The following is a 22,677-nucleotide window of genomic DNA, read 5'->3' on the forward strand; positions in this document are numbered from 1 at the left end:
GCTTTTATACCACAGTCTGCCACTTGATCATCATGCGTCATCATGGTAGGCGACCTGATCCACCTCCGAGGAGCCTGCCCCCCGTGCGTGAACGCACCCGAGCCCTGCTCGCCCACCGCCACTTCCAGCGGTTCATCATCGGCGTCATCCTGGTCAACGCGGCCACCCTCGGCCTGGAGACCTTCCCCGCCGTCGTCGAGAAGTACGGCACGCTCCTGACCGTCATCGACCACGTGGCGCTCTACGTCTTCACCGCCGAGCTGGCAGCCAAGCTGTACGTCGAGCGCTCCGCCTTCGTCCGCGACCCGTGGAACGTCTTCGACACCCTCATCGTCGCCATCGCCTTCGCCTCCACCAACGGCGGCCTGTCGGTGCTGCGCGCCCTGCGCATCCTGCGCGTGCTGCGCCTGCTGTCGGTGGTGCCCAGCCTGCGCCGCGTGGTCTCGGCGCTGCTGCGGGCCATGCCCGGCATGAGCTCGATCGTGGTGCTGCTGTCGCTGGTGCTCTACGTCGCCGCCGTCATGGCCACCAAACTGTACGGGCAGACCGCGCCCGACCGCTTCGGCAGCCTGCCGACCTCGCTGTTCACCCTCTACCAGACGATGACGGGCGACGACTGGGGCAACATCGCCCGGGAGGTGATGAGCCGGCACCCGACGGCGTGGATCTTCTTCACCATCTTCATCCTCGTGTGCACGTTCGTCGTGCTCAACCTCTTCCTCGCGGTGGTCGTGAGCGCGATGGATGAGGAGAACGCCGAGGAGCGGGCGGCGCTGGAGGACAGCACCGCGCACATCATGGAGGACACCAGGTCCCACACGCAGCAGATCCTGAACGAGCTGGCGGAGCTGCGCAAGGAGGTCGCGGAGCTCCGCGCGCTGCGCGAACCGTCCCCGTCCCCGGCCCCTGGCGTGAAGAAGGCCCGGGGGAAGCGATCACGGTCCGCATGACCGCTGCCCCCGGGCCTTGGTGACTCCCGTCAGCGGGAGTAGAACTCCACCACGAGCTGCTCGTCCACCGGGATCGCGATCTGCTCGCGCTCGGGCCGGTGGACCAGCGTGAACCGCAGCTCCGGCAGCTCCACCGACAGGTACGCGGCGGTGCGGTCGTCGGCGTACACGCCCTCGGCGGCGGCCACGAACGGCTGCATCCTGCGCGAACGCTCCCGCACGGAGATGACCTGCCCCGGCTTGACCAGGTAGCTCGGGATGTCCACCTTGCGGCCGTCCACGGCGATGTGCCCGTGGCTGATGTACTGCCGGGCCGCGTAGATCGACGGCGCCAGGCCGGCGCGCAGCACGAGCGAGGCCAGGCGGCTCTCCAGGATCGTGACCAGCTCGGCGCCCGAGGCGCCGGACTTGCGCACGGCGAGGTCCCAGTAGCGGCGCAGCTGCCGCTCCGACACGTCGTAGTACCAGCGCAGCTTCTGCTTCTCCATCAGGCGCAGGCCGTAGTCGCCGGTGTTGCGCCGGTTCGTCTTGCGTCCGTGCTCGCCCGGCGGGTAGGGGCGCTGCTCGAAGTAGCGGACGGCTTTCCTGGTCAGCGGGACGCCCGCGCGACGCGACAGTCGCACCTTCGGGCCGGTGTAGCGCACGTTCACCTCAATGTGATTAGGTAATCCTTACTTAGGTAAGCCTAACCTACCACTCCTGCTGCTCTCAAGGAGGCGCCATGCTGCCGATCCCCGAACGCGCCATGCTGCCGATCCCGGAGAGGGTCCGCACCCTCGCCGCCACGGCCGACGTCGCCAAGCTCTCCGTCGACGGCGCCCCCTCCCCCGCGCGCGGCGGGGTGGACGAGCGCGGCCGCCCCGTCCTGCTCGTCCACCCCGGCGAGAGCCTGCACGGCCTGCGCGCCGACGCCGTCGTGGCCGTGAACCTCACCGCGATGCGCCAGCTCGGCGCCGCCACCCACCCGCGCGGGCTGATCGAGGTGCAGGGCTGGGCGGAGGCCGTACCGGAGGCCGAGGCCCGCTCCGCCGCCGTGGCAGTGGCCGCGCACCTCGCCGACGAGAGCCTGTTCGACGCCCTGGAACGCTTCGGCCACCCGCACGCGCCCCGCCTGCTGCGGCTCGACGTGGGGCAGGTGGTGTACCTGACCGGGCAGGAGTCCGGCGTCCTCGACGCCGACGACTACCTGGGGGCGGCACCCGATCCGCTCACCGAGACGGCGGAGCGGGTGCTCGCCCACGTCAACTCCTCCCACCGCGCCCAACTCGCCGCCGGCGTCGCCCGCCAGCTCGGCGAGCCGGCCGGGGATGTGTGGCTGTGGGAGCTGGACCGGTACGGGGCCACGGTGCGCGTGGACGAGTCGCTGGTCCGCTTCCCCTGGCCCACCCCGGCCCGCTCGGAGCTGTGCCTGGAGACGGCACTACGCGGACTGCTGTGCACGTGCTGACGCTGTCATGTCCGCTCCCGCACACGCGCCGACGCCATCACGCTCGGGCCGCCGCGCACGTGCTGACATCGTCACGCCCGCGCCGCCCCGCACGTGCCGACGCCATCACACCCGGACTGCCACGCACGTGCTGACCCCGCCATGTCCGGGCCGCCGCGCACGTGCTGACCCCCGCGATGCCCGGGCCGCCGCGCACGTGCTGACCTCGCGATGTCCGGGCTGGTGACAATCCGAGTTGATCACAGTTGTTCGGACAAATCGCCACATCGGCCAGGTGGGCGAGCCGCTGTCCCTACGATGCTGACCCGTGAGTGGAGCGCATCGGACGAGCGGCACTGCCGTGCTCGCCGACCAGAACGGCCGCCGCAGGCGGGTACTGATGATCGTCGCTGCCCTGGGCGGCACCTTGACGCTGGCCTGCGCGGCGGTCCTGATCGGCGGCACGTTCAACGGCACCCGACTCGACGCCGTCAACCGGCCGGGCGGCGACGACGCCCCCTCGGCGTCCGCCACAGCCCCACCCTCCTCCCAGGACCCGACGACCCGCCCGCCGACCGCCCGCCTCCTCCGCACGACCACACCAAAGACACGCCGCTCGGCCCCCGCCACGCCGACACCCGTCCGCACCAGAACCAGGCCGGCCGGCGCCATCACCCCCTCCGGCACGATCCGCCCCTCAAGACCCGCCACGACCCCCACAACGAGACCCGCCACGAGACCCTCCCCGACGCCGGCACCGAGCACGACGCCCGTCGCGCCGACCACATCACCGACCGCGAACGAGACCGACCACAGGCCCCCCGGCCAGACGAAGGAGCCCCAGAGAGGCGGCCAGGACAAGACCCACGGCCCCAAGCGGTGACCCGCACCGGCACCCGACTCCGGCCCGACGCCCGAGCCGCACGCGCCGACCCCACCTCAGCGGGCGGCCAGCCCAGGAACGGAGTGACCCACCTCCGAGCGAGGCGGCCAGCCCAGGAACGGAGTGACCCACCTTCGAGCGGGGCGGCCGGCCTACTGGCGTGAGCGGGCCATGCCCTCCAGGAGGTAGCCGAGGCCCTCGTCGAACGTGGCGTCCCAGTCGTGCTCCAGTCCGTGCTCGGCCAGCGCTGGATAGCGGTCGGCCCGCTCCCGCAGGAAGTGGCCCGTGTCGGTGCCGCCGCTCCGCTCCCACGTCACCTGCATGATGACCGACCCCATCACGTAGTTCGAGAGGCTGTAGGCGGCCGTCTTCGGCGCGGTGAACCCGGCGGCGGTCAGGGTCTCGTACAGGAACTCGGTGCGCTCGAGCGCGTGCGGGCCCATGAGCGGGCGATCGAGGAGCGTCGCCGACCAGGGATGCCGCAGCAGGGCCCCCCGCCACCGCCGCATCAACCCCCGCACCGGCCCCCGCCACCCCTCACCCACCAGCCCCTCGCTCACACGACGCCCACGCCCCACACCTTCGCCGTAAACGCCCTCGCCGTAAGCGCCCTCGCCGTAGACGGCTTCGCCACCGCGACCGCTGCTCACGCCTCCCCCGTGGACGCTCACGCCACCGCGCGCGCCGCTCACCCCCGCGCCTCGACTCCTACCCAACGCACCTCCGGGCTCCACGCCTTCTCCGTGAGCCCCTTGGCCGTCGTAAGCGCTCTGGCCGCCGTGAGTTCCCTCGCCACCGTGACCGCCGCCGAACGCACCTCCATGCCACATGCCCTCACCGTGGGCACCCTCGCCGCCGCGACGGCCACTCGCCCCCGCGCCTTGGCCTCCGCTTGACGCGCCTTCACGGACCGCCCCTCGACGCCCCGCGCCTCCTCGCCCCGCGCCTTCGCCGTAAGCGCCCTCGCCGCCGCGACCATCGCTCGCACCCGGGCCTCGACTTTCGCCCACGGCGCCTCCGCGCCCCACGCCCTCGCCTTGGGGCCCGTCGCCAGCGCGACCGTCGCTCGAACCCTCACCCTGGTCGCGCCCGCCGCTTACACCGTCACCGGGGGCGCGTCCCACGCCTTGACCCCCTCCGGCCGGGGTGAGGTCGTCCAGGCGGACCTCGCGGAAGATTTCGTCGAGGGCCAGGTCGAGCACGTCGTCCTTGGTTTTGACGTGCCAGTACAGGGTGGTCGAGCCGGTGTCGAGGCGTTCGGCGAGGCGGCGCATCGTCAGGCGGCCGACGCCCTCCTCGTCCAGCAGGGCCACCGCTTCCGACACGATCCGCTCCAGCGTGAGGGTCTGCCTTGGGGGTTTCTGGGTTCGCGACCACACGTTGTCCACCCCGGGATAATACGTTGTACGGGGACCGGATCGATGGTCTATTGGGTGGAACGTTGGTCCGGTGGCTCGATCGGTGGTCGAGCGGCGTGCGCGAGGAGGGCTCGGTGGGGCATGTCGAGGTGAGCGGAGTGACGTACCTGCTGCCCGACGGGCGTCCTCTCCTGTTGGAGGTGTCGTTCAAGGTGGGTGACGGCGCGAAGGCCGCGCTGGTCGGGCCGAACGGGGCGGGCAAGAGCACGTTGCTGCGGCTCGTCGCGGGCGAGCTGGCGCCGGACGAGGGGCGGGTAGCGGCCACGGGCGGGGTCGGGGTGATGCGGCAGTTCCTGGGCGCGGGCACCGTACGGGATCTGCTGCTGGGTGTGGCGCCGCGCCCGGTCCGGGAGGCGTGGGCGGCGCTGGAGCGGGCGGAGGCGGCGATCGCGGCGCGCGACGACGAGGAGCGGCAGCTCGCCTACGCGCAGGCGATCGCCGACTACGCCGACGCCGGCGGCTACGAGCTGGAGGTGGTGTGGGACGTGTGCGCCACCGAGGCGCTCGGCCTGCCGTACGAGGAGATCAAGGACCGGAGCCTGGCCACGCTGTCGGGCGGGGAGCAGAAGCGGCTGATGCTGGAGGCGCTGCTGCGCGGCCCCGACGAGGTGCTGCTGCTCGACGAGCCCGACAACTTCCTCGACGTGCGCGGCAAGCAGTGGCTGGAGCGGGCGATCAGGAGCTCGGCCAAGACGGTGCTGCTCGTCTCGCACGACCGGCGGCTGCTGGCGGAGGCCGCCGACCGGATCATCACGGTGGAGGGGCGTTCGGTGTGGGTGCACGGCGGCGGGTTCGCTGGGTACGCGGAGGCGCGCAGGCGGCGCAAGGAGCGGCTGGAGGAGCTGCGGCAGCGCTGGGAGGAGGAGCGGGCGAGGCTGCGGCGGCTGGTGCACCTGCTGCGGCAGCGCTCGGCGAACAACGACGCGCTCGCGGGCGCGTACCAGGCGGCGGTGACGCGGCTGGAGCGGTTCGAGCGGGCGGGGCCGCCGCAGCGCGCCCCCAAGGAGCAGAACGTGCGCATGCGGCTGCGCGGCGGCCGTACCGGCAAGCGGGCGGTCGTGTGCGAGGAGCTGGAGCTGAGCGGGCTGCTGCGGCCGTTCTCGACGGAGATCTGGTACGGCGAGCGCGTCGGCGTGCTCGGCATGAACGGCACCGGCAAGTCCCACTTCCTGCGCCTGCTGGCGGGCGAGCCGATCGCGCACACCGGCGCCGTCCGGCTCGGCGCCCGCGTCTCACCCGGCCACTTCGCCCAGACCCACCTGCGCCCGGACCTGCACGGACGGCCCACCGCCGAGGTGGTGATGCGGGAGCATGCCATGACCCGCAACGAGGCGATGGCGGCTTTGGCGCGTTATGAGCTGGCGCCGGCGGGCGGACAGCCGTTCGAGACGTTGTCGGGCGGGCAGCAGGCGCGGCTGCAGATCCTGCTGCTGGAGCTGTCGGGCGCGACGCTGCTGCTGCTCGACGAGCCGACGGACAACCTGGATCTGGCCAGCGCGGAGGCGTTGCAGGCGGGGCTGGCGGGGTTCGAGGGCACGGTGCTGGCGGTGACCCATGACCGGTGGTTCGCCGACGACCTCGACCGGTACCTGATCTTCGGGGCCGATGGGCTGGTACGCGAGAGCGACACACCCCGCTGGGATCTCTGACCGGCAGGCGCCGCCGGGGCCTGGTCCCTTACGCAACCCGCCTCGCCGGGGCCTGGTCTCTGACGCAGCCCGCCTCGCCGGAGCTTGGGGTCTCTGCCGGGGGCTGGGGCCCCTGATCCGACCGGTTCAGCTGGCTTCGGTGGCGGGCAGGCGGTCGCGGCGGAGCGTGGTGAGGGTCATGGTCTCGTCCACGGCCTCCGGCGACAGCACGTGGTCCAGCACCATCACCGCGCATCCGCTGATCCCGGCCCCCGCCCCCAGCCGGCTCGGCTCGATGCGGAGGCGGCGGGTGGCCAGGGCGGTGGAGCGGCGGTAGACGACCTCGCGGATGCTGGACACCAGCGGCCCGAACGCCTCCGCGACGTCCCCGCCGAGCACGACGACCGACGGGTTGAGGATGTTGACGGCGCCGGCCAGCACTTCGCCGATGCGGCGGCCGGCCTCGCGGACGGTGGCCATGGTCTCGGCGTCGCCGGCCCGGACGAGGGCGGTGACGTCGGCGATGGTCTTGACGTCCTTGCCGCGGGCGCGCAGGTCGCGCAGGAGGGCGGTGCCGCTGGCGACGGAGTCGACGCAGTCGTAGTTGCCGCAGCGGCACAGGACGCCGCCGCCGTCCAGGACGGGGATGTGGCCGATCTCGCCGGCGGCGCCGAGCGCGCCGCGCAGAATGCCGCCGCCGGCGATGACGCCGGCGCCGATGCGGGTGGAGATCTTGACGAACATCAGGTCGTCGAGGTCGGGGTAGGCGCCGCGGTGCTCGCCGATGGCCAGCACGTTGACGTCGTTGTCGACGAGGACGGGGACGGGGAAGCGCTCGCGGATGATGGGCGGGATCACGACGCCGGTCCAGGACGCCATGACGCGGGCGCTCTCGGTGCGGCCCTGGGCGAACTCGACCGTGGCGGGCACGCCCATGCCGACGCCCCGGATCATGGCGCGCGGGCGGTCGCCGAGCAGGTCGTCCCAGGTGTCCATGAGCAGGGGCAGCACGATGTCGGGGCCCTGCTCCACGTCCATGGCGAACTCGCGCCCGGCCAGCTCGGCCCCGGCGAGGTCGCAGACGGCGACCCGGGTGCGTGAGGCGCCGAGCGCGGCGACGAGCACGACGCCGCCGGCGGCGTTGAACTCCAGCCGGACGGGTGGCCGGCCGCCGGTGGAGGGGGCGTCGGTGCGTTCGACGACGAGGCCGCGTTCGAGCAGCTCGCCGACGCGCAGCTGCACCGCGGGGCGCGACAGGCCGGTCACCCGGCCGAGGTCGGCCCGCGTCACGGCCTCACCGGTGCGGATGAGGCGGAGCACCTCGCCACTGGTGGCGAGGGCGGCAGCGGTACGTCGAGGCATCGGTTAAGTGAACCACATGCGGTTGTGTCATGAAAAGTCACGACTTTTTCATCTCAAATGCCAAAACTCCGCTTGTGTACGACCCAAACTCTCGTTAGTGTCCGTTCTGTCCCTGCTTGGTAGATCATCGGAGCCTCTTACCGTGTCCACCTCCACCCCGGCCCCCACTGCACACACCGCTGACCTCGTCGTGTTCGGCGGCACCGGCGACCTGTCCATGCGCAAGCTGATCCCGGCGCTGTACCACAGCGACAGGGAGGGCAGGCTCTCCCCGGAGACCCGCGTCATCGCCATGTCCCGGGGCGGGCTGACCGACGCGGACTTCCGCGGCAAGGTGGACGCCGAGGTACGCGACCAGCTCCCCGTGGACGACGAGGGCCAGTGGCAGCGCTTCCTGTCCCGCCTGCACCACGTGTCGGTGGACGTCGGCCGGGCCGACTCCTCCGGGTGGGGCGCGCTGGCCGAGCTGCTGACCGGGTACGAGGAGCGCGACCGCGTCTTCTACCTGGCCAGCCCGCCGAGGACGTTCGGCCCGTTCTGCCGGGAGCTGGAGCAGGCCGGGCTGGTGACGCCGCGCTCGCGCGTGGTGCTGGAGAAGCCGCTCGGCCACGACCTGGCCAGCGCGCAGCGCATCAACGACGAGGTCGGCGCCATCTTCGACGAGCGCCAGATCTTCCGCATCGACCACTACCTGGGCAAGGAGACGGTGCAGAACCTGCTGGTCCTGCGCTTCGCCAACGCGTTCCTGGAGCCGATCTGGAACTCGCTCTGGATCGACCACGTCCAGATCACCGCCGCCGAGACGGTCGGCACGCCGGGCCGGCGCGGCTACTACGACCACGCGGGCGCGCTGCGCGACATGGTGCAGAACCACCTGCTGCAACTGCTGACGCTGACCGCGATGGAGCCGCCGGCCCGCAACGACCGCGAGGCCATCCGCGACGAGAAGGTCAAGGTGCTGCAGGCGCTGCGGCCGATCGCGGGCAGCGAGGTGGACCGTTTCACCGTGCGCGGCCAGTACACCGAGGCCGGCGGCATGGTGGGCTACCTCGACGAGCCCGCCTCCACGCCGCCGAACGAGGCCTCGCGCCGGGTGGAGACGTTCACCGCGATCCGCGCCGAGATCAAGAACTGGCGATGGGCGGGCGTGCCGTTCTACCTGCGTACCGGCAAGCGCATGCCGTACCGGCGCTCGGAGATCGTGGTGCAGTTCAAGGACGTGCCGCACTCCATCTTCCCCGGCGGCGCCCCGAACCGGCTCGTGCTGCGGCTGCAGCCGGAGGAGGGCATCGAGCTGCACATCATGGCGAAGGAGCCGGGCGCGGGTGAGACGACGCTGAAGCCGGTGCCGCTGTCGCTGAGCTTCGGCAAGACGTTCAGCGCGCGGGTGCCGGAGGCGTACGAGCGGCTGCTCATGGACGTGCTGGCCGGCAACCCGACGCTGTTCATGCGCCGCGACGAGGTCGAGGCGGCCTGGCGGTGGATCGACCCGATCCTCGACGCCTGGGCGGCCGACCCGGCGCTGCCCGAGCCCTACCCCGCAGGAACCACCGGCCCCGCCGGAGCCCACGAACTGCTCGGCCGCAGCGGTCGCGCCTGGCACGAGGAGGACATGTGAACAGGATCATCCAGGAGATCACCGACCGCATCGCCGAGCGCAGCGCCGCCAGCCGCGCCGCGTACCTGGAGCGGATCCGCCGCGACGGCGCGGCCGCCAGGGAGAAGGGCCCGGCGCGGGCGCACCTGGGCTGCGCGAACCTCGCGCACGGCTTCGCGGGCGCCCCGGCCGAGGACAAGCCGGCGCTGCGCGGCTCCGCCAAGCCCGGCGTGGCCATCGTGACCAGCTACAACGACATGCTGTCCGCGCACCAGCCGTACGAGACGTACCCGCCGGAGCTGAAGCAGGCGGTGCGCAAGGCGGGCGGCGTGGCGCAGGTGGCGGGCGGCGTGCCGGCCATGTGCGACGGCATCACGCAGGGCCGGGCGGGCATGGAGCTGTCGCTCTACAGCCGGGACGTGATCGCGATGGCGACCGCGATCGCGCTGTCGCACGACATGTTCGACTCGACGCTGCTGCTGGGCGTGTGCGACAAGATCGTGCCGGGCCTGTTCATCGGGGCGCTGCACTTCGGGCACCTGCCCGCGATCTTCGTGCCGGCCGGCCCGATGGCGTCGGGCCTGCCGAACAAGGTCAAGGCCCGCACCCGGCAGCTCTTCGCCGAGGGCAAGGTCGGCCGCGAGGAGCTGCTCGACGCCGAGGCCAAGTCGTACCACTCGCCCGGCACCTGCACCTTCTACGGCACCGCGAACTCCAACCAGGCGCTGATGGAGGTCATGGGCCTGCACCTGCCGGGCTCGACGTTCGTCAACCCGCACACCGAGCTGCGCCACGCGCTGACGCAGGCGGCGGGGCGCAGGGCGGTGGAGATCACCGCGCACGGCGCCGAGTACACGCCGATCGGCGAGCTGGTCGACGAGAAGTCCATCGTGAACGCGTGCGTCGCGCTGCTGGCGACCGGCGGCTCCACGAACCACACGCTGCACCTGGTCGCCATGGCCGCCGCCGCGGGCATCGTGCTGACCTGGGACGACCTGGCCCGCCTGTCGCGGGTGGTGCCGTCCCTGACCAAGATCTACCCGAACGGCCAGGCGGACGTGAACCACTTCCGCGACGCCGGCGGCATGCAGGTGCTCATCGGCGACCTGCTGGACGAGGGCCTGCTGCACGCGGACGTGCTGACCGTGGCCGGCCCCGGCCTCGACCGCTACCGGGAGGCGCCGGAGCTGGTGGACGGCGAGCTGGTCTGGTCGCCGGTCACCGGCGGCAGCAAGGACCTGGACGTGCTGCGCCCGGCCGCCGACCCGTTCTCGGCCGACGGCGGCATCCACATGGTGGAGGGCAACCTGGGCCGCGCGGTCAGCAAGGTCTCGGCCGTCAAGCCGGAGCACCTGGTGATCGAGGCGCCGGCCAAGGTCTTCCACGACCAGCTCGACCTGCTGAAGGCGTTCGAGGCGGGCGAGCTGGACGGGCAGGACTTCGTGGCGGTCATCCGCTACCAGGGCCCGAGCGCGAACGGCATGCCGGAGCTGCACAAGCTGACCTCGCCGCTGGCGGTGCTGCTCGACCGGGGGCAGCGGGTGGCGATCGTCACCGACGGCCGCATGTCGGGCGCGTCGGGCAAGGTGCCGGCGGCCATCCACCTGTCGCCGGAGGCGGCCGACGGCGGGCCGATCGCGCTGGTGCGCGAGGGGGACGTGATCAGGCTGGACTCGGCGGCGGGCACGCTGGAGCTGCTGGTGCCGGCCGAGGAGCTGGCCCGGCGCACGCCGGAGGGCCGGCCGCTGAGCGACGCGCAGTGGGTCGGCACGGGGCGCGAGCTGTTCGCCGCCTTCCGCCGGATGGCGGGGCACGCGGAGCAGGGCGCGGGCATCTTCGGGGTGAGCGGCGCCGAGTCGCCGCACCACGGCCCGGGCCTGGGTTTCCCCGCGGAGGCGGGCAACTCCCACCTTGAGACGGGCGCACCGGTCGGTGCGCTGGTCCGGTGACGGGCTATTTGCCGGTACGGTGCTTTATGTCCGTTTGGCGGTCGCTGAACGCTCCAGAGCCCGTACGTCCGCACCACCCCGCCTGGGGAAAAGTGAACGACCGTGGGATCCTTCGGTGTATGGCGAGCGATCTTGACGCCGCCCCGAATGCCGGAGGTATCCGTGAGTGCCTTTGACCTTCCGTGGCTCGTCGCCGACATCGGGGGGACCAACGCCCGGTTCGGCCTGGTCACCTCGCTGGGCGCGCGCCCGTCGAACGTCGCGGTCCTGCCCGGTGCCGACTACCCCACCCTCCCCGAAGCCGTAGCCGCCTATCTCGCGGAGCACGCGGGCGGAGTGCGACCGGGGGCGGCCTGTCTGGCGCTGGCGGGCCCGATCGACGGCGAGCACTACAAGCTCACCAACTCGCACTGGTCCGGCTCCATCCGCGACCTCGACGTCCCCTACGCCCGGCTGCTCAACGACTTCGAGGCGCTGGCCGTGTCGCTGCCGCACCTGGAGGGCGACGAGCTGGTGTCCCTGGGCGGCCCCGTGCCCGGCCACGGCGTCAAGGCCGTGCTCGGCCCCGGCACCGGGCTCGGCGTGGGCGGCCTCGTCCCGACCGAGCGCGGCTGGACGGCCGTCCCCGGCGAGGGCGGGCACGCCACCGTGCCGGTGTTCGAGCCGCGCGAGATCGAGGTCGTCAAGGCCCTGCAGGCGCACGGCCTGCCGCACGTCGTGGCCGAGCACCTGCTGTCCGGCCCTGGGCTGGTCCGCCTGCACCGCGCGCTCGCCCTGGTCAACGGCGTCACCGCCCCGGAGCTGACCGCCTCCGACATCGTCGCCAGGGTCGACGACTCGCTGTGCGCGGAGACGGTCGACGTCTTCTGCGGCATGCTCGGCACCTTCGCCGGCAACGTCGCGCTCACGCTCGGCGCCCGCGGCGGGGTCTACCTGGCCGGCGGGGTGCTGCCGCGCATCGTGGAGCGGGTACGGGCCAGCGCCTTCCGCACCCGCTTCGAGGACAACCCCGACATGGCCGCCTACCTGGCCGGCATCGGCACCGTGTTGATCGTCGCCGCCCAGCCCGGCATGACCGGCGCGGCCGCCTGGCTGAGCCAGCACGCCCGCACCGAGCTGGTGAGCTGAGCCCGCCCTGGGCAGGTGAGCACGTTGTACGAGACAAGACGACGGCCGTCGCGACGGCCGACGAGGAGAAAGTGACCCCATGAGCCTGCTCGATCTCGCCCCAGTGATCCCGGTCGTGGTGATCGAGGACGCCGCCACCGCCGTCCCCCTGGCCCGCGCCCTCGTGGCCGGGGGCCTGCCGGTCATCGAGGTGACCCTGCGCACGCCCGCCGCCCGCGACGCCATCGCCAGGATCGCCGAGGAGGTCCCGGAGGCCACCGTCGGCGCGGGCACCATCCGCACGACCGACGACATCGCGGCGTCGGTGGCCGCGGGCGCCAAGTTCCTCGTCTCCCCCGGCACGACCCTGTCGCTGGTCGAGGCCCTCGACTCCAGCGGCGTGCCGTACCTGCCGGGCGCGGCCACCGTCTCGGAGATCATGGCGCTGGCGGAGCGCGGCATCAAGGAGCTCAAGTTCTTCCCGGCCGAGGCGGCCGGCGGCATCCCGTACCTGAAGTCGCTGTCCGGCCCGCTGCCCGACGTCCGCTTCTGCCCGACGGGCGGCATCCGCGTCACCACCGCACCCGACTACCTGGCCCTGCCGAACGTGGGCTGCGTCGGCGGCACCTGGCTGACCCCGGCCGACGCGATCGCGGCCGGGGACTGGGGGCGCGTGGAGAAGCTCGCTGCGGAGGCGGCGGCGCTCAGGTAACTCATGTGGCATGAGCCGGGGCGGCGATCACGCCCCGGCTTCGGGGCAGATGTCGCATCGGGCGTGTGAGCGACGGGAACGGTGTGTCTCCGTAGCCGGTTGATGACACAATGCCATCATGCGTGCACCCGGGGCGAGATACTTCAACACCACCGGGCCGTGCGACCGGAAGCAGCACTACATGCTGTCTCCTACGCAACGGCTCCCCGAGGCACGCGTGCTGATCGAGATGGACCGTTACTTCGTGCTGCACGCTCCGCGGCAGACCGGCAAGACGACCGCGCTCGGCACCCTGGCCTCCGAACTCACCGCAGAGGGCGACGTCGCCGCCCTGATGTTCTCCTGCGAACGCGCCAAGTCGGCCGGTGACGACTACGCAGCCGCGGAGGAGATCCTGCTGAAGTCGCTGCGCCAGGCCGCCGGTCGGTCGCAATGGCCGGCGGAGCTGCTGCCGCCGGATCCCTGGCCCGAGGCCCCGGCCGGCACCCGGTTCAGTTCGGCGCTGTCCGAGTGGTGCCAGCGCAGCCCGCGCCGGGTGGTGCTGTTCCTCGACGAGATCGACGCCCTGCGAGGCAACAGCATGGTCAGCATCCTCAGCCAGCTCCGTGATGGCCGCAACGCGCGGCCGTTCGGGCTTCCGTTCCCCGCATCCGTGGTGCTGTGCGGGCTGCGCGACCTGCGTGACTACAAGGTCGCCTCGGGCAGTGCCTCCGAGGGGTCGAACCCGGCCAGCCCGTTCAACATCGTCGCCGAGTCTCTGCGCCTGGGTGACTTCACCGCCGACGAGATCGCCGAGCTGTACGGCCAGCACACCGAGGCGACCGGCCAGGACTTCACCAAGGACGCGGTGGAGCGGGTCTTCGAGCTGACCCAGGGCCAACCCTGGCTGGTCAACGCCCTCGCCCATGAGATCACCTTCAATATGAAGGTGACCGGCACCATCACCGTCGGCCAGGTGGAAGAGGCCGAGGAACGGCTGATCCGGGCGCGAGCCACCCACCTGGACTCCCTGATGGAGCGGCTCCACGAGCCCCGGGTCAAGCGGGTGCTGGAGCCCGTGCTGGCCGGCACCTTCCCCGACATCGACTTCACCTTCTCCGACGACCTGTGTTACGCACGCGACCTGGGCCTGATCAAGGAGAAACCCCCGCTGGAGGTCGCGAACCCGATCTACCGCGAGGTCATCCTGCGCGTGCTCGGCGCCGCTTCGGAGAATTACGTCACGGTCTCACCACGGAGTCTCGTGCTGCCGGACGGCCGGTTCGACCTGCCGCGCCTGCTGGAGGAGTTCGTGGTGTTCTGGCGCGAGCACGGTGAGGTGCTCATCCGGCAGGAGGGCTACCACGAGGCCGCCTGCCAGATCATCCTCATGGCCTTCCTGCACCGCCTGGTCAACGGTGGCGGCCAGCTCGACCGCGAGTACGCGGCCGGCACCAAGCGCCTGGACGTGCTGGTCCGCTGGCCCTACACCGGTCCCGACGGGGACCGTCAGGTGCAGCGCGAGGCCATGGAGCTGAAGGTGTGGCGGCCCGGCGCGGAGGACCCGGAACCGGAGGGCCTGGCGCAGCTCGACCGCTACCTGGACCGGCTCACCCTGCCCACCGGCGTGCTGGTGATCTTCGATCGCCGCCCCGAAGCCCCGGTCTGGAAGGACCGCGGGAGCTTCGGGCAGGCGACCACGCCGTCCGGCCGCCAGGTCACCGTCCTGCGGGCGTGAGCGGCGGCTCGCTGAGGCGCGGGGCTGGTCAACGGCCGGGGATCGGAGTAGAGCAGTCGTAGGGACGATCCACGAGGCCGGGGCCGCACTCCCGGGAGGCGCGAATGAGCGAGCCGACGTCGGCGCAGCACAAAGCTCAGGTCCGTAAGGCGGCGACCGCCAGCGTGGTGGGCACCGCCATCGAGTGGTACGACTTCTTCCTCTACAACACCGCCGCCGCGGTCGTCTTCGCCGAGGTGTTCTTCCCGGAGTCGACCCCGTACGCGGGCACGCTGGCGGCGTTCGCGACGAACTTCGTGGGTTTCGCCGCCCGCCCGGTCGGTGCGGCGATCTTCGGGCACTGGGGTGACCGCATCGGGCGCAAGGCGACGCTCATCGTCACCCTGCTGCTGATGGGGGTGGCCAGCGCGCTGATCGGCGTGCTGCCGGGCACGGCGTCGATCGGGGTGGCGGCGCCGATCATCCTCGTGGTGCTGCGCATCGTGCAGGGCATCGCGGTGGGCGGTGAGTGGAGCGGGTCGGTGCTGTTGTCGATGGAGTGGGGTGATCAGCGCCGGCGGGGGCTGATGGCGAGCTGGCCGCAGGTGGGCGTGCCGATCGGCCTCATTCTGGGCACGGGCGCGATGTCGCTGCTGGCCGCGACCGCCGGCGACGCGTTCAGGGACTGGGGGTGGCGGGTGCCGTTCCTGGCGAGCCTGGTGCTGGTCGCGGTGGGGCTGTGGGTGCGGCTCAAGGTGCTGGAGACGCCGATGTTCGCGCGGGTGGTGGAGCGCGGCGACGTGGTGCGGCTGCCGGTGTTCGAGGTGATCCGGCGGCATCCCAAGGAGGTCGTGCTGAGCGCGTTGCTGCGGATGTCGGAGCAGATGCCGTTCTACCTGTTCACGACGTTCGCCATCGCGTACCTGACGCAGCAGCTCCACCTGCCGCGCACGGTCGCGCTGGCCGCTGTGACCTGCGCGGCGGCGGTGGAGCTGGTGGCCATCCCGTTCTTCGGGCATCTCAGCGACCGGGTCGGCCGCCGCCTGGTGTACGCGGCGGGGGCGGCGCTGCTGGCGGTGGTGGCGTTCCCGTACTTCCTGCTGCTCAACACCGGCATCGTCGCCGTCGTCTTCGCCACCGTCATCGTCACGCAGATCCAGCACTCGATGGAGTACGGCCCGCAGGCCTCGCTCATCGCGGAGAGCTTCCCCACCAGCCTGCGGTACGGGGGCGCGGGGCTCGGCTACCAGCTGGCCTCGGTCGTGGCGGGCGGGCCCGCGCCGTTGATCGCGACGTGGCTGCTGCACGACTACGGCTGGCAGGCCATCGCGGTCTTCATGGTGGCGGGGGCGGTGGTGGGGTTCGCGGCCACGCTGGCGTTGCCGGACCGGTCGAAGATCGACATCTCGGAGCACGCCGCCTACGGGCGTCCGTGAGCTGTCAGCTCCAGATCGACACGTGCACCGGGGGGCGGAAGCGGCTGCGCGGGATGCCCTCGTCGGGGGTGCGCATGACCTGGGTGGCGGCGGGGGTGGTGAGGAAGTCGAGGAAGGTGCCGGCGGCGGCGGGGCGGATGGCGGGCTCCAGGGTGGTGGCGTACCAGTAGGCGGGCAGCGGGGTGGCGGGCGTCTCGATGGGGACGAGCTCGCCCCGGCGCAGCTGCGAGGACACCAGGTGGGCGGTGGCGGGGGCGACGCCGGCGCCTTCGGCGGCGGCCTTCCAGGCGGCGGTCTGGTTGGCGAAGACGCGGACCTGGGACTCCTGGACGCGCAGGAGGCTGAGCAGGCGGCTGGTGTCGCTGGCAGGGTCGGTGCCGGACGGGCCGACGAGCCAGTGGTCGCGGCGGCCACGGGGGGAGCCGACGACGATGAGGCGGCAACGCAGCACGGGGCGGCTGACCAGGCCCTCGCCGGTGAGCTGGGCGCCGAGCGCGACGTCGGCCAGGCGGCTGGTGAGCAGCAGCGGGGTCTCGGCGGTGGCGGCCACGCCGGTGGTGGCGTCGGCGGGCTTGCGCTGGGTGAACAGGCAGAGCAGCGGGCCGGCGACGTACTCGGCCAGGCCCGCGTCCATGACGACGTGCAGCCGGGAGGGGCGGCCGGGCTGGACGGCGGCGACGGCCTGGGCGCCGAGGGCGACCATCTGGGAGGCGATGCCGAGCAGGCGCCGGCCGCCTTCGGTGAGCACCATGCGGTCGCCGCAGCGGGTCAGCAGGGCGTCGCCGAGGTGGCGGCGGAGCTGGGCGAGTGACTGGGAGACGGCGGGCTCGCTGACGCCGAGTGCCTTCGCGGCGGCCTTGACCGAGCCGAGGCGGGCGACGAAGACGAACGCGCCGAGCTGGCTGAGAGTCACACCCCTCTTTTTAGTTGTCCGCCCGGTGTTAAGGAAAGTCTTATTTGCGGATTGTCGCGACAAATCGGTAACCGCTTATGTGCTCTCATGCAAGTTCCCGCGACGTTCGCATACGAGAGAGCGGACAGCGTTCCGCACGCGCTCGAGCTGCTGGAGCGCTACGGGCCCGAGGCGAGGGTCGTCGCCGGCGGGCACAGCCTCATCCCGATGATGAAGCTCCGGCTGGCCCAGCCCGAGGCCCTGATCGACATCAACGGCCTGGCCGGCGAGCTGGGGCGGATCGCCGTGGAGGGCGACGAGCTGGCGATCGGGGCGATGGTGCGACACACGGAGCTGTTGGAGAGTGTTACCGCCACCGACCTTTTCCCGATATTTCGTGATGCGGAGCGTGTTATTGCCGACCCAATTGTGCGAAATCGGGGGACCGTTGGCGGTTCTCTGTGCCAGGGGGATCCTTCCGAGGATTTGGCCGCGGTGTTCGCCGCCCTGCGCGCCACCGCGGTCGTCCAGGGGCCGGGCGGGGTCCGTACGGTGCCGGTCAGGCGGTTCCACCAGGGGCCGTACGAGACGGCGGTCGCGCCGAACGAGCTGCTGATCCAGCTCCGCGTGCCCGTCGCGGCCGGCACGGGCAGCGCGTACGAGAAGGTCGAGCGGCGCGCCGGCGACTGGCCGGTGGCGGCGGCCGGGGCGGTGCTGCGGATCGAGGGCGGCACGATCGTCCAGGCCGGCATCGGCCTGACGGCGGTCGGCGCGCCGCACTTCTGCGCGCCCGAGGCCGAGACCTACCTGGAGGGACGGGAGCCGGGCGAGGAGGCGTTCGCCGAGGCCGGCCGGATCGCGGCCGAGGGCTGCGCGCCGCACGCCGACCAGCGCGGCCCGGCCGACTACAAGCGTCACCTGGCCGCCGAGCTGACCCGGCGCGCGCTGGTCAGGGCGGCGGGGAGGAGCTGAGGATGCGGATCACGGTCTCCGTGAACGGGCAGGCGTACACCAGGGACGTCGAGCCGAGGTTGCTGCTCGTGCACTTCCTGCGCGACGAGCTGGGCCTGACGGGCACCCACTGGGCTGCGACACCTCCAACTGCGGGGTGTGCACGGTGCGGCTGGACGGCGTGCCGGTCAAGTCGTGCACGGTGCTGGCCGTCATGGCCGACGGGCACGAGGTCACCACCGTGGAGGGGCTGGAGCGGGACGGCGAGCTGGACGTGGTGCAGAAGGGGTTCGTGGAGTGCCACGGGCTGCAGTGCGGCTTCTGCACGCCGGGCATGCTGCTGACCGCCCGCGCCCTGCTCGACCGCGACCCCGACCCCGACGAGGCGCGGATCCGGGAGGCGATCTCGGGGCAGCTGTGCCGGTGCACCGGCTACGAGAACATCGTGCGTTCGATCAGATGGGCCGCGGAGGCGAGCAGATGAGTTTCGGCCGGATGCATCGCAAGGAGGACGCCCGGTTCATCCGCGGGCGCGGCACCTACACCGACGACGTGCGCCTGCCCGGCATGCTGTACGGCGCGATCCTGCGCAGCCCGCACGCCCACGCGCGGATCGTCTCCGTCGACACCAGCGCGGCCGAGGCGCATCCGAAGGTCAGGGCGGTCATCACCGGGCAGACGCTGGCCGGGCTGAACCTGGCCTGGATGCCCACGCTGTCCAACGACATCCAGGCGGTGCTGGCCACGGACAAGGTGCGCTTCCAGGGGCAGGAAGTGGCGTTCGTGGTGGCGGAGGACCCGTACTCGGCGCGGGACGCGCTGGAGCTGATCGACGTCGACTACGAGCCGCTGGACGCGGTCATCGACGCGCGGAAGGCGCTCGACCCCGGCGCCCCGGTGATCAGGGACGACCTGGAGGGGCGTACCGGCAACCACATCTTCGACTGGGAGGCCGGCGACAGGGCGCGCACGGACGCCGTGTTCGAGCGGGCCGAGGTGACGGTCGCGCAGGACATGCTGTACCCGCGCGTGCATCCGGCGCCGCTGGAGACGTGCGGGGCGGTGGCGGACTTCGACAAGGTCACGGGCAAGCTGACCGTCTGGTGCCCGACGCAGGCGCCGCACGCCCACCGGACGCTGTACGCGATGGTGGCCGGGCTGCCCGAGCACAAGATCCGGGTGATCTCGCCGGACATCGGCGGCGGCTTCGGCGGCAAGGTCGGGATATATCCAGGATATGTGTGTGCGATCGTCGGCTCGATCGTCACCGGCAAGCCCGTCAAGTGGATGGAGGACCGCTCCGAGAACCTGATGAGCACCGCCTTCGCCCGCGACTACCACATGCGCGGCGAGATCGCCGCGACCCGCGACGGCAGAATCCAGGGCATCCGCGTCAAGGTGCTGGCCGACCACGGGGCCTTCAACGGCACCGCCCAGCCGACCAAGTTCCCCGCCGGGTTCTTCCACGTCTTCTCCGGCTCGTACGACATCGAGACCGCCCACTGCGAGGTCACCGGCGTCTACACGAACAAGGCGCCCGGCGGCGTCGCCTACGCCTGCTCCTTCCGCGTCACCGAGGCCGTCTACCTGGTGGAGCGCATGGTGGACGTGCTGGCCGCCGAGCTCGGCATGGACCCGGCCGAGCTGCGCCTGCGCAACCTGCTCAAACCCGAGCAGTTCCCCTACACCTCCCCCACCGGCTGGGAGTACGACTCGGGCGACTACCCGAAGGCGCTGCGGCTGGCCATGGACCTGGCCGGCTACGACAAGCTGCGCGCCGAGCAGGCCGACAAGCGGGCCAGGGGCGAGCTGATGGGCATCGGCGTCAGCTTCTTCACCGAGGCGGTCGGCGCGGGCCCGCGCAAGCACATGGACATCCTCGGCCTCGGCATGGCCGACGGCGCCGAGCTGCGCGTGCACCCGACGGGCAAGGCGGTGCTGCGGGTGTCGTGCCAGTCGCAGGGGCAGGGGCACGAGACGACGTTCGCGCAGATCGTCGGGCAGGAGCTGGGCATCCCGGCCGACGACGTGGAGGTGGTGCACGGCGACACGGACCAGACGCCGTTCGGCCTCGGCACGTACGGCTCGCGCTCCACGCCCGTCTCGGGCGCCGCCACGGCCATCGTGGCCAGGAAGGTACGGGACCGGGCCAAGATCGTCGCCGCGGCCATGCTGGAGGCCTCCCCGGACGACCTGGAGTGGGCCGACGGCAGGTGGTCGGTGGTGGGCGACCCGTCCACCGGCAAGTCGCTGGCGGAGATCGCGCTGGCCGCCCACTCGAACCTGGAGCTGCCCGAGGGCGTCGAGGGCCACCTCGACGCGGTCACCGTCTACAACCCGCCGAACCTCACCTACCCGTTCGGCGCCTACATCTGCGTCGTGGACGTCGACCCCGGCACCGGGCAGGTGAAGGTGCGCAGGTTCGTGGCCGTGGACGACTGCGGCGTGCGGATCAACCCGATGATCGTCGAGGGACAGATCCACGGCGGGCTGGCCGACGGCGTCGGCATGGCGCTCATGCAGGTGATGGCGTTCGACGAGGACGGCAACCACCTCGGGGCCTCGTTCATGGACTACCTGCTGCCCACCTCGATGGAGTGCCCGTCGTGGGAGCTGGGCGAGACCGTCACGCCCTCGCCGACGCACCCGATCGGGGCCAAGGGCGTCGGCGAGTCGGCCACGGTCGGCTCCCCCGCCGCCGTGGTCAACGCCGTCGTGGACGCGCTCGCGCCGTACGGGGTGCGGCACGCCGACATGCCGCTGACCCCCGCGAACGTGTGGCGGGTCGTCAACGGAAACCCGTTCCGCACGGACCTGGCCGTGCCATGACCGAGTTCCTGGGCATGCCCGCCTCCCGGCCCCGGCCGGCCGCCGACCTCGACACGAGGGTGGCGCGGCTGCGGTCGGGGCGGGAGCCGTACGTGCTGGCCACCGTCGTGCGGGCGCAGCGCCCGACCAGCGCCAAGGCGGGCGATCGCGCGCTGGTGCTGGCCGACGGGACGATCGAGGGGTTCGTGGGCGGCGTGTGCGCCACCGACACCGTACGCGCGCAGGGCCTGCGCCTGCTGGGCACCGGCGGGGCCACGCTGCTGCGGATCACCCCGCAGGAGGACGCGCCGCGCGAGGAGGAGGGGCTGGTCGCCGTGGGCCAGCCGTGCCTGTCGGGCGGCACGCTGGAGATCTTCCTGGAGGCCGTCTCGCCGCCGGCGCTGGTGCGGGTGCACGGCGACAGCCCCATCGCCCGCGCCTTCACCGCCGTCGGGCAGGCGATGGGGTACGCGGTCGAGCCCGGCCCCGGCCCCATCGCCGCCGACACGACCGCCGTGCTGGTGGCCTCGCACGGCGTGGGCGAGGAGCCGGTGCTGCGCGAGGCGCTGGCGGCCGGCGTCCCGTACGTCGGGCTGATCGCCAGCCGCAGGCGGGGCGCGGCGGTGCTGGCGCGGGTGGAGGGAGGCGAACGCGTCCACGTGCCCGCAGGTCTGGACATCGGGGCCAGAACGCCCGGTGAAGTGGCCGTATCCGTGTACGCGGAGATCGTCGGGCTGCGCCGGACGGAGGTATCGGCGAGCGGCGACCGGGTAGGCCAGGACATGTAAAGCCGCAGCCCCGGGAGCCCCTTCCGCTGTCCGGCGAGCGAGAGGGATGTCAATGCCGACGGAAACGGTCAGCACGGAAACGGTCAGCACGGAAACGGTCAGCACGGAAACGGTCAGCCACGAGCAGGCGAGGACGACGGTCAGCCAGGCGCCGGCGAACGCGACGGATGAGCGTCCGGCGTCGCAGCCCGGCAGCCTGGAGCGCGGGATCGACCTCCTGCTCGCGCTCAGCGCCGCCTCCCGCCCCGTCACGCTGTCGCAGTTGTGCCGCAGCACGGGCCTGCCCAAGTCGACCGCGCACCGGATCCTGGGCGTGCTGTGCTCGCGCGAGCTGGCCCGCCGGGTGGGCAACGCGTACCTGCCCGGCGAGCTGCTGGAGTCGATGGCCGGCATCACCCGGGCGCGCGTGCCCGGCACGCGCCGGGTCGTCCTGCCGTACCTGCTGTACCTGTTCGAGACCACCAGGCAGACGGTGAACCTGGCCGTGCCGTCCGGCCTGGAGATCCGCTACGTCGAGCGCCTGTACGGCCACAACCGGGTCGGCTCGCGCTCCGACGGCCTCGACCGGGCGCCGCTGCACTGCACGGCGACCGGCAAGGCGCTGCTGGCCTTCGATCCGAGGCTGCGCCAGGAGCTGCTGGCGCGGGGCACGTTCGAGCGGCTGACCCGCCGCACGATCACCAGCCTGGCCGGGCTCGAACGGGAGCTGGCGCAGGTCCGCCGGCACGGCATCGCCTACTCGCAGGAGGAGTTCACCGAGGGGGTGGCGTGCGTGGCGGCCCCGGTGTTCGGCCCCGGCGGGCGGATCTGCATGGCGGTCGGGGTGGCGGCGCCCGCGCACCTGGCGCCGCTGGCCAAGCTGGGCATCTCGGTACGCGGCGCCGCCCAGGCGATCTCGGCCGCCCTGCTCGGCGCGTGATCCCGTTCCCCGCCGCCCTGCTCGGCGCGTGATCCCGTTCTCCCCCGGACGGCTCGGCGCGTGACTCCGTGCGCGGCCGCGCCGCTCGGCGCGTGACTCCGTTCCGGTCAACGGAACGCGTACCGATCTTGTGGCCGGAAGTGTTCCACTGACCG

At 72.2% G+C, this 22,677-nt stretch carries 18 protein-coding genes and 2 pseudogenes; 15 read left to right on the forward strand and 5 right to left on the reverse strand.

Translation table 11 applies throughout. The features are described from left to right. Window positions 1-83: 83 nt before the first annotated feature. Entirely contained in the window at window positions 84-950 is an 867-nt protein-coding gene (locus KIS93_RS09270) for an ion transporter (protein WP_080040645.1), read from the forward strand. Window positions 951-979: 29 nt separating this feature from the next. Here KIS93_RS09270 and rpsD read toward each other — a convergent pair whose 3' ends face one another. Then, entirely contained in the window at window positions 980-1,594 is a 615-nt protein-coding gene (rpsD, locus tag KIS93_RS09275) for a 30S ribosomal protein S4 (RefSeq protein ID WP_080046963.1), read from the reverse strand. A gap of 77 nt (window positions 1,595-1,671) precedes the next feature. On the opposite strand from rpsD, the gene KIS93_RS09280 reads away from it, so the two are divergent. Beyond that, window positions 1,672-2,397 carry a DUF2470 domain-containing protein gene (locus tag KIS93_RS09280; RefSeq protein ID WP_230466365.1) on the forward strand — a complete coding sequence of 242 codons (726 nt, stop codon included), beginning with the start codon at window positions 1,672-1,674 and terminating at the stop codon, window positions 2,395-2,397. Between the two features lie 307 nt (window positions 2,398-2,704). Next, window positions 2,705-3,259: a hypothetical protein gene (locus KIS93_RS09285; RefSeq protein WP_155128060.1), complete on the forward strand. Its 555-nt coding sequence runs from the start codon at window positions 2,705-2,707 to the stop codon at window positions 3,257-3,259. A 152-nt stretch (window positions 3,260-3,411) separates the two neighbouring features. Here the strand turns inward: KIS93_RS09285 and KIS93_RS64860 are convergent, their stop codons facing one another. Both KIS93_RS64860 and KIS93_RS68915 read right to left on the reverse strand, forming a co-directional pair. Continuing rightward, complete coding sequence (locus KIS93_RS64860; RefSeq protein ID WP_230466523.1) at window positions 3,412-3,819, reverse strand: TetR/AcrR family transcriptional regulator C-terminal domain-containing protein; 408 nt, start codon at window positions 3,817-3,819, stop codon at window positions 3,412-3,414. A gap of 645 nt (window positions 3,820-4,464) precedes the next feature. Then, a pseudogene (locus KIS93_RS68915) lies at window positions 4,465-4,647 on the reverse strand (TetR/AcrR family transcriptional regulator); the annotation flags it as partial. A gap of 104 nt (window positions 4,648-4,751) precedes the next feature. On the opposite strand from KIS93_RS68915, the gene KIS93_RS09300 reads away from it, so the two are divergent. After that, window positions 4,752-6,326 carry an ABC-F family ATP-binding cassette domain-containing protein gene (locus KIS93_RS09300; protein WP_080046966.1) on the forward strand — a complete coding sequence of 525 codons (1,575 nt, stop codon included), beginning with the start codon at window positions 4,752-4,754 and terminating at the stop codon, window positions 6,324-6,326. 126 nt (window positions 6,327-6,452) lie between these two features. On the opposite strand, the gene KIS93_RS09305 is transcribed toward KIS93_RS09300, so the two are convergent. After that, window positions 6,453-7,667 (reverse strand): ROK family transcriptional regulator, encoded by a 1,215-nt coding sequence (locus tag KIS93_RS09305; RefSeq protein WP_080040647.1) that lies wholly within the window; start codon window positions 7,665-7,667, stop codon window positions 6,453-6,455. A 142-nt stretch (window positions 7,668-7,809) separates the two neighbouring features. Here KIS93_RS09305 and zwf point away from each other — a divergent pair, with 142 nt between their 5' ends. The 6 genes from zwf to KIS93_RS09335 all read left to right on the forward strand — a co-directional run bounded on the left by zwf (window position 7,810) and on the right by KIS93_RS09335 (window position 16,164). Continuing rightward, the gene (gene zwf / locus KIS93_RS09310; RefSeq protein ID WP_155128063.1) at window positions 7,810-9,285 is read left to right on the forward strand and encodes a glucose-6-phosphate dehydrogenase; all 1,476 of its coding nucleotides are present in this window, start codon (window positions 7,810-7,812) and stop codon (window positions 9,283-9,285) included. Beyond that, window positions 9,282-11,213, forward strand: coding sequence for a phosphogluconate dehydratase (gene edd, locus KIS93_RS09315; protein ID WP_222107362.1), 1,932 nt, complete (start codon window positions 9,282-9,284; stop codon window positions 11,211-11,213). Before zwf ends, edd begins: the two co-directional genes overlap by 4 nt. Before the next feature lie 162 nt (window positions 11,214-11,375). Then, on the forward strand, window positions 11,376-12,341 hold the full coding sequence (gene glk, locus KIS93_RS09320) for a glucokinase (protein ID WP_080046968.1): 966 nt from the start codon (window positions 11,376-11,378) through the stop codon (window positions 12,339-12,341). A 79-nt stretch (window positions 12,342-12,420) separates the two neighbouring features. Further along, window positions 12,421-13,032, forward strand: a complete 612-nt coding sequence (eda, locus tag KIS93_RS09325) for a bifunctional 4-hydroxy-2-oxoglutarate aldolase/2-dehydro-3-deoxy-phosphogluconate aldolase (RefSeq protein ID WP_080040649.1) — start codon at window positions 12,421-12,423, stop codon at window positions 13,030-13,032. Between the two features lie 118 nt (window positions 13,033-13,150). After that, window positions 13,151-14,749, forward strand: a complete 1,599-nt coding sequence (locus KIS93_RS09330; RefSeq protein WP_222107363.1) for an ATP-binding protein — start codon at window positions 13,151-13,153, stop codon at window positions 14,747-14,749. Window positions 14,750-14,853: 104 nt separating this feature from the next. Then, the gene (locus tag KIS93_RS09335) at window positions 14,854-16,164 is read left to right on the forward strand and encodes an MFS transporter (RefSeq protein WP_080040650.1); all 1,311 of its coding nucleotides are present in this window, start codon (window positions 14,854-14,856) and stop codon (window positions 16,162-16,164) included. Between the two features lie 4 nt (window positions 16,165-16,168). Here the strand turns inward: KIS93_RS09335 and KIS93_RS09340 are convergent, their stop codons facing one another. Then, window positions 16,169-17,077 (reverse strand): LysR family transcriptional regulator, encoded by a 909-nt coding sequence (locus tag KIS93_RS09340; protein WP_080040651.1) that lies wholly within the window; start codon window positions 17,075-17,077, stop codon window positions 16,169-16,171. A gap of 87 nt (window positions 17,078-17,164) precedes the next feature. Here KIS93_RS09340 and KIS93_RS09345 point away from each other — a divergent pair, with 87 nt between their 5' ends. The 5 genes and pseudogenes from KIS93_RS09345 to KIS93_RS09365 all read left to right on the forward strand — a co-directional run bounded on the left by KIS93_RS09345 (window position 17,165) and on the right by KIS93_RS09365 (window position 22,522). Beyond that, window positions 17,165-18,028: an FAD binding domain-containing protein gene (locus KIS93_RS09345; RefSeq protein ID WP_080040652.1), complete on the forward strand. Its 864-nt coding sequence runs from the start codon at window positions 17,165-17,167 to the stop codon at window positions 18,026-18,028. A gap of 59 nt (window positions 18,029-18,087) precedes the next feature. Further along, a pseudogene (locus tag KIS93_RS09350) lies at window positions 18,088-18,491 on the forward strand ((2Fe-2S)-binding protein). A gap of 11 nt (window positions 18,492-18,502) precedes the next feature. Then, a complete protein-coding gene (locus KIS93_RS09355; protein WP_230466366.1) occupies window positions 18,503-20,836 on the forward strand; it encodes an aerobic carbon-monoxide dehydrogenase large subunit in 2,334 nt (777 codons plus the stop codon). After that, window positions 20,833-21,603, forward strand: a complete 771-nt coding sequence (locus KIS93_RS09360) for an XdhC family protein (RefSeq protein ID WP_222107364.1) — start codon at window positions 20,833-20,835, stop codon at window positions 21,601-21,603. The genes KIS93_RS09355 and KIS93_RS09360 overlap by 4 nt, the downstream gene beginning before the upstream one ends. 52 nt (window positions 21,604-21,655) lie before the next feature. Continuing rightward, window positions 21,656-22,522, forward strand: coding sequence for an IclR family transcriptional regulator (locus KIS93_RS09365; RefSeq protein ID WP_186404045.1), 867 nt, complete (start codon window positions 21,656-21,658; stop codon window positions 22,520-22,522). The last annotated feature ends 155 nt before the right edge of the window (window positions 22,523-22,677 follow it).

It is taken from the genome of [Actinomadura] parvosata subsp. kistnae, from assembly GCF_900323885.1.
Classification (GTDB): Bacteria; Actinomycetota; Actinomycetes; order Streptosporangiales; family Streptosporangiaceae; genus Nonomuraea; species Nonomuraea composti.